The organism is Amycolatopsis thailandensis, assembly GCF_042723255.1.
Lineage (GTDB): Bacteria > Actinomycetota > Actinomycetes > Mycobacteriales > Pseudonocardiaceae > Amycolatopsis > Amycolatopsis thailandensis.
Window position 1 is genome coordinate 1 of record NZ_JBHXJK010000252.1, and the last position, 5,122, is coordinate 5,122.

Sequence of the window (5,122 nt, forward strand, 5' to 3'; positions counted from 1 at the left end):
CTTGAAGACGGATCACACGAGATCCGTCTCCAATCACGCGAGTTCCGCCTCTGAACACGCGAGATCCGGGTCTGATCACACGAGTCAGCGCCGTGGCAGCGTCAGCCGGTGACGTCCAGGTGGGCGGGGACCGGGGTGGGCTTCGGGGCCTTGCCGCCGGGCTGCGGTTTGTCGCCGGGCTTGGTCGGCGGTTCCGGCTTCTCACCCGCGGCCTTGGCGCACGTGGCCGACGCGATGTCCAGGGTCTGCGTCTTGCCGAGCAGTTTGGCCGAAACCGCCGTCACGGTCAGGGTTCCGTCGGCGTTCTTGGTCTGCTTGTTCACCGTCAGTTCGAGCAGCGAGGCCACCGGAATCGTGGTGTTCGGCGCGACCTGGTCGAGTTTGAGCGTCTTGCCGCCGACCTTCAGGTTCGCGATCGACACGGAACCCTTGCCGTTGCCGCATTCGGCCTCGATCACCTCGGCGCTCAGCCCGGGAAGGGCGGTCCCGGTGGGCAGCAGGCCGAGGTTCAGCGCGAGCCCGGCGACGCTGGATTCGGCGTGACCCGGCTTCACGGCGGCGTTCAGCGCCTTCGCGCCGACCAGCGACGGCCCTTCGGTCGGCAGCGCCACCGAGGCGAGGGATTCCTTGCCAGGCCCGGAAACCGAAGGCGTGCGCGGAATCTTGACCAGTCCGGACGCGGCGATGGCGTACGCGGACTCGGCAGGGGCGGCCGTTGCGGGGGCGGCGGTGAGGAGCAGGCAGGCCGCGGCCGTGCAGGCGAGCACGCCGGATGTACGTGGGGACAAGGAAATTACCTCCGTGGTTCGAATACTCAGGTGATGTGCACGACGGTGCCGAGCGGCAGCTCGACGAGGCGGTCCAGCGCCTCGCGAGTGACCCGGATGCAGCCGTCGCTGGTGGCCTTGCCGACGAAACTGTTGTCCGGCCAGGTGTGCAGGCCGACCGTGCCGGGCCCGCCGCCGAAGGTCTCGTGCGAATCGGAATGGTTGCTCAGCGGCAGCACGATCGGGCTGTAGGTGTTCACGCTCTCCTTGATCGAGGCGAGGATGAACGCGCGGCCGGTGGGGGTGGGGTGTTCGGGCTTGCCGGTGCCGATGGTCCACGAGCCGGTCTGCTTGCCCGCTTCGAGGATTTCCAGGCGGAATCCGGCGAGGTCCACGCGGACCTCGAAATCGTTGTGCGCCGTTTCCACGGTCTCCGGGGTGGCGTGCAGCCAGCCGGTCGCGCCGTTGGGGCGCGTGGGCAGCAGCACCTGCGCCCAGTCGCCCTGCCGGGCGATCACCGGGACCCAGGTCGGCGAGCCGATCTGGGTTTCCGGAAGCCGGGCGATCGGCTCGGCTCCGGGAGCGCGGTAGATCGCCGCGTCCGCCTTCGGGTGCAGGACTTCGCCGCCGGCGGGGAGTTCGCGGGCCGAGTCGGCCGGCGCGGATTTCAGTTCACCGAAGGTGTTCGCCTCGGGCAGCGCGGCCAGTGCCTCGGGCGACGAGGACGGCTGGGAGACGGGAGCCGCGGCCCCGCCGCCTTCGGCCGGGGTGGAGCCGCAGCCGGCCAGCACCATCAGCGCCAGTGCGAAAAACGCGACGGCCGGATGAGGGCGTGGAGCACCGCAAGAGGTCTGCGATCGGGTCATTCAATGCCTGTCCATGCGCAGGGTCATTCGCAACGGGATGCGAATCCGGGAGGGTTATCTCTAACAGCAGGACAGTGCGCCGATCAATCCGCGCGCTCGTTCTTCAGGACGAATCTGCCTGCGGTTTCACAGTATTACCGCAGCTCAGGAGGGTGCGCCGAGTTTCACTCGATCGAGGCGAAAAGGCGAATTCTGTTAACGCCGAGAAAAACACACTCTGAGTATTTGACCCTGCGGCCATTCGGTGGGGAATGGACAACGGCGCCGAGGGGGATGATCACGCGGAGTGTTCAGTGGTGATTCCCGCGGTCAAGGCCAAAGCCGCGGCTTCACCCCGGGAACCGACGTCCAGCTTCCTCAGCACGCCCGCGACGTGGAACTTCACCGTGCTCTCGGTGATGCCGAGCGCGGCGGCGATGGCCTTGTTGCGCTGCCCTCGCGCCACGAGTCGCAGCACTTCGAGTTCACGGCGGTTGAGGTCGGCGAGCACGGCCTCACCGGCCCGGTCCGATTTCGGCTCGAAAGGGAGGTCGACGGTGACGCGGCTGCCCCAGCCGGGAACGGCGTCGACCTCGACGGTGGCTCCGAGGGTCTTCGCGCGGCCGTCGAGTTGCAGCCGCAGGCCCGCGACGTCGAGTTCGCCGGATTCCTGATCGCGGATGTCGAGGTGCAGCGCCGTTTCGTCGCTCGTCCACGCGACACGGAGGCGGGTCAGCTCCGGCTGGGCGGTGAACGCGAGCACCGCGGTGCACGTCATCGCGCGGGCGGCGTGGGCGACCTCGCCGGGCAGCGGACGCCCGTCCTTCGACGGCGCGACGAACTCGATTTCGGCGCCGTGATGCCGCGTCACCTGCCGGACTTCCCGGCGGAGCCTGCCGAACGCGGTGTGCGCCGGTTCCTCGGACAGCGCGAGATCGGTTTCGTGCGCCGATCGGAGCGCCACCAGCGCGGCGGAGGCGGAGTCCGTCGCGACGAGGCGGGCGCGATGGTCGTCCAGCCGGGTCGAGCGCAGCGCGCTCAGGATCGTCACGAGCGCGGTTTCGTGCGCGGCGGCCATCTCCACGATCGTGCGCGCGCGTTCACTGGACGCCGCGCGCGACTCGGCGAGGTAGTCGGGGCTGGCCTGGGTGACCTGCTGGCGGATGGACGTCGCGACGATGCCGAAGATCTCCGCCAGCGGACCGGGCCGGGGAAAGCGTTTGCGGCTCGGGCGCGGGACGAGCACGAGCAGTGTCCCGCCGGGATCGCGCACGGCCCAGACCGTTCGCGCGGCGCCGCCGAGAGTGGCCGTCAGGGTCAGGTGCCCGCCGGGTTCGACGAGGGATTTGATCGCTTCGAGTTCGCGGATCGCGACCTTGTCGGCGATCTCTTTCGCGCCGGTGACCTTGCGCGGCCTGCCGGTACATTCCAGGGTGAAGATGACGAGCGCCTGGTGCGGCCAGTCTTCGGCGAGCAGCCGTGAGAACCGGCCGGCGATCTCGGCCAGCGGGCCTTCGACGACGTCGCGCAGCGCTGTCAGGTCGGCGGATTCGGGCATCGTCGTCAGCGTAGCCGTCACCCGACCTGGTCGAAAGGCCAGGTTTTCTCGACCGACGGCCAGGTCGCGGCCGCCGGTGTCCCGGTTTAACCTCGCGTCAGGCATGCGTCGCCGCGCATGTCTTCGTCGTCGAGCGGAGGAAACAGGGAATGCCACAACAGGTGCGCGGGGTGATCGCCCGGTCGAAGGGGGCGCCGGTCGAGCTGACGGACATCGTGATCCCCGACCCGGGGCCCGGTGAGGTCGTCGTGTCGATCGCGGCCTGCGGTGTCTGCCACACCGATCTGACCTATCGCGACGGTGGCATCAACGACGAGTTCCCCTTCCTGCTCGGCCACGAAGCGGCGGGGACCGTGGAAAGCGTCGGCGAGGGTGTCGATTCGGTGCGGCCCGGCGATTTCGTCGTGCTCAACTGGCGAGCGGTGTGCGGGCAGTGCCGGGCGTGCAAGCGGGGGCGTCCGCAGTACTGCTTCGACACCTTCAACGCGACGCAGAAGATGACCCTGACCGACGGCACGGAGCTGACGCCCGCGCTCGGCATCGGCGCGTTCGCGGACAAGACGCTCGTCCACGCCGGACAGTGCACGAAGGTCGACCCGGGCGTGGATCCCGCCGTCGCCGGCCTGCTCGGCTGCGGCGTGATGGCCGGTCTCGGCGCGGCGGTCAACACCGGCGGTGTCGGCCGCGGTGACTCGGTGGCCGTCATCGGCTGCGGGGGAGTGGGCGACGCGGCGATCGCCGGTGCCCGCCTGGCGGGCGCGTCGCCGATCATCGCCGTCGACCGTGACGCGCGGAAACTGGAGTGGGCGCGAGACCTCGGCGCGACGCATACGGTCGACGCCACGAAGACCGACGCCGTCGCCGCGATCCAGGAGCTGACCGGCGGCTTCGGCGCCGACGTCGTCATCGACGCGGTCGGCCGCCCCGAGACCTGGAAGCAGGCCTTCTACGCACGCGACCTGGCGGGCACCGTGGTGCTGGTCGGCGTGCCGACGCCGGACATGCGGCTGGAGATGCCGCTGCTGGACTTCTTCTCGCGTGGTGGTGCGCTGAAGTCGTCCTGGTACGGCGATTGCCTGCCGGAGCGGGACTTCCCGGTGCTGATCGACCTGCACCAGCAGGGCAGGCTGCCACTCGACCGGTTCGTGAGCGAGCGGATCTCGCTCGGCGACGTCGAGAACGCGTTCCACGCCATACACGCGGGTGAAGTGCTGCGTTCGGTGGTCATCCTGTGAGCGGCGACCCGCGGATCGACCGCGTCGTCACGAACGGTGTCTTCGAACTCGACGGCGGGTCGTGGAACGTCGACAACAACATCTGGCTCGTCGGGAACGACGACGAGGTCGTGATCGTGGACGCCGCGCACGACGAGCGCGCGATCACCGAGGCCGTCGGCGGCCGTCGCGTGGTCGCCGTCGTGTGCACGCACGGGCACAACGACCACGTGACCGTGGCCCCGCAGCTCGGCGAGCAGCTCGACGCGCCGGTCCTGCTGCACCCCGGCGATCGGGAGCTGTGGGAGATGACCCACCCCGGGCGCGGATTCCGGAGCGTGGAGGACGGCGAGCGGATCGCCGTCGCGGGCACGGATCTCGAAGTGATCCACACCCCGGGTCACTCGCCCGGTTCGGTCTGCCTGCACCTGCCCGAGGCCAAGGTCCTGTTCTCCGGTGACACGCTGTTCTCGGGCGGGCCGGGGGCGACCGGGCGTTCGTTCTCCAGCTTCCCGACGATCATTTCGTCGATCGAGAAGCGGCTGTTCGCGTTGCCGGAAGAGACCCGGGTCCACACCGGGCACGGCGACGGGACCACCATCGGCACGGAGGCGCCGCACCTGGCCGAATGGATCGCGCGGGGCCACTGACCTCGTCACGACCACTTTCACCGAGGCGGCGCCGGCTCGTGGTTGCCGACCGAGGTGTCGCGAAAGCCACTTTCGGGACGTCTGATGT

At 69.4% G+C, this 5,122-nt stretch carries 5 protein-coding genes; 2 read left to right on the plus strand and 3 right to left on the minus strand.

Translation table 11 applies throughout. The features are described from left to right. Positions 1-101: 101 nt before the first annotated feature. From ACFWMR_RS42350 to ACFWMR_RS42360, 3 genes are all read right to left on the minus strand, one after another. Positions 102-788, minus strand: coding sequence for a choice-of-anchor P family protein (locus ACFWMR_RS42350; protein WP_378382467.1), 687 nt, complete (start codon positions 786-788; stop codon positions 102-104). 26 nt (positions 789-814) lie between these two features. Next, positions 815-1,633 carry a L,D-transpeptidase family protein gene (locus ACFWMR_RS42355; RefSeq protein ID WP_378382468.1) on the minus strand — a complete coding sequence of 273 codons (819 nt, stop codon included), beginning with the start codon at positions 1,631-1,633 and terminating at the stop codon, positions 815-817. A 277-nt stretch (positions 1,634-1,910) separates the two neighbouring features. Beyond that, positions 1,911-3,170 (minus strand): helix-turn-helix transcriptional regulator, encoded by a 1,260-nt coding sequence (locus ACFWMR_RS42360; RefSeq protein ID WP_378382469.1) that lies wholly within the window; start codon positions 3,168-3,170, stop codon positions 1,911-1,913. Between the two features lie 149 nt (positions 3,171-3,319). Here ACFWMR_RS42360 and ACFWMR_RS42365 point away from each other — a divergent pair, with 149 nt between their 5' ends. After that, positions 3,320-4,405: an S-(hydroxymethyl)mycothiol dehydrogenase gene (locus ACFWMR_RS42365; RefSeq protein ID WP_378382470.1), complete on the plus strand. Its 1,086-nt coding sequence runs from the start codon at positions 3,320-3,322 to the stop codon at positions 4,403-4,405. Then, entirely contained in the window at positions 4,402-5,034 is a 633-nt protein-coding gene (locus ACFWMR_RS42370) for an MBL fold metallo-hydrolase (RefSeq protein ID WP_378382471.1), read from the plus strand. Before ACFWMR_RS42365 ends, ACFWMR_RS42370 begins: the two co-directional genes overlap by 4 nt. Positions 5,035-5,122 lie beyond the last annotated feature (88 nt).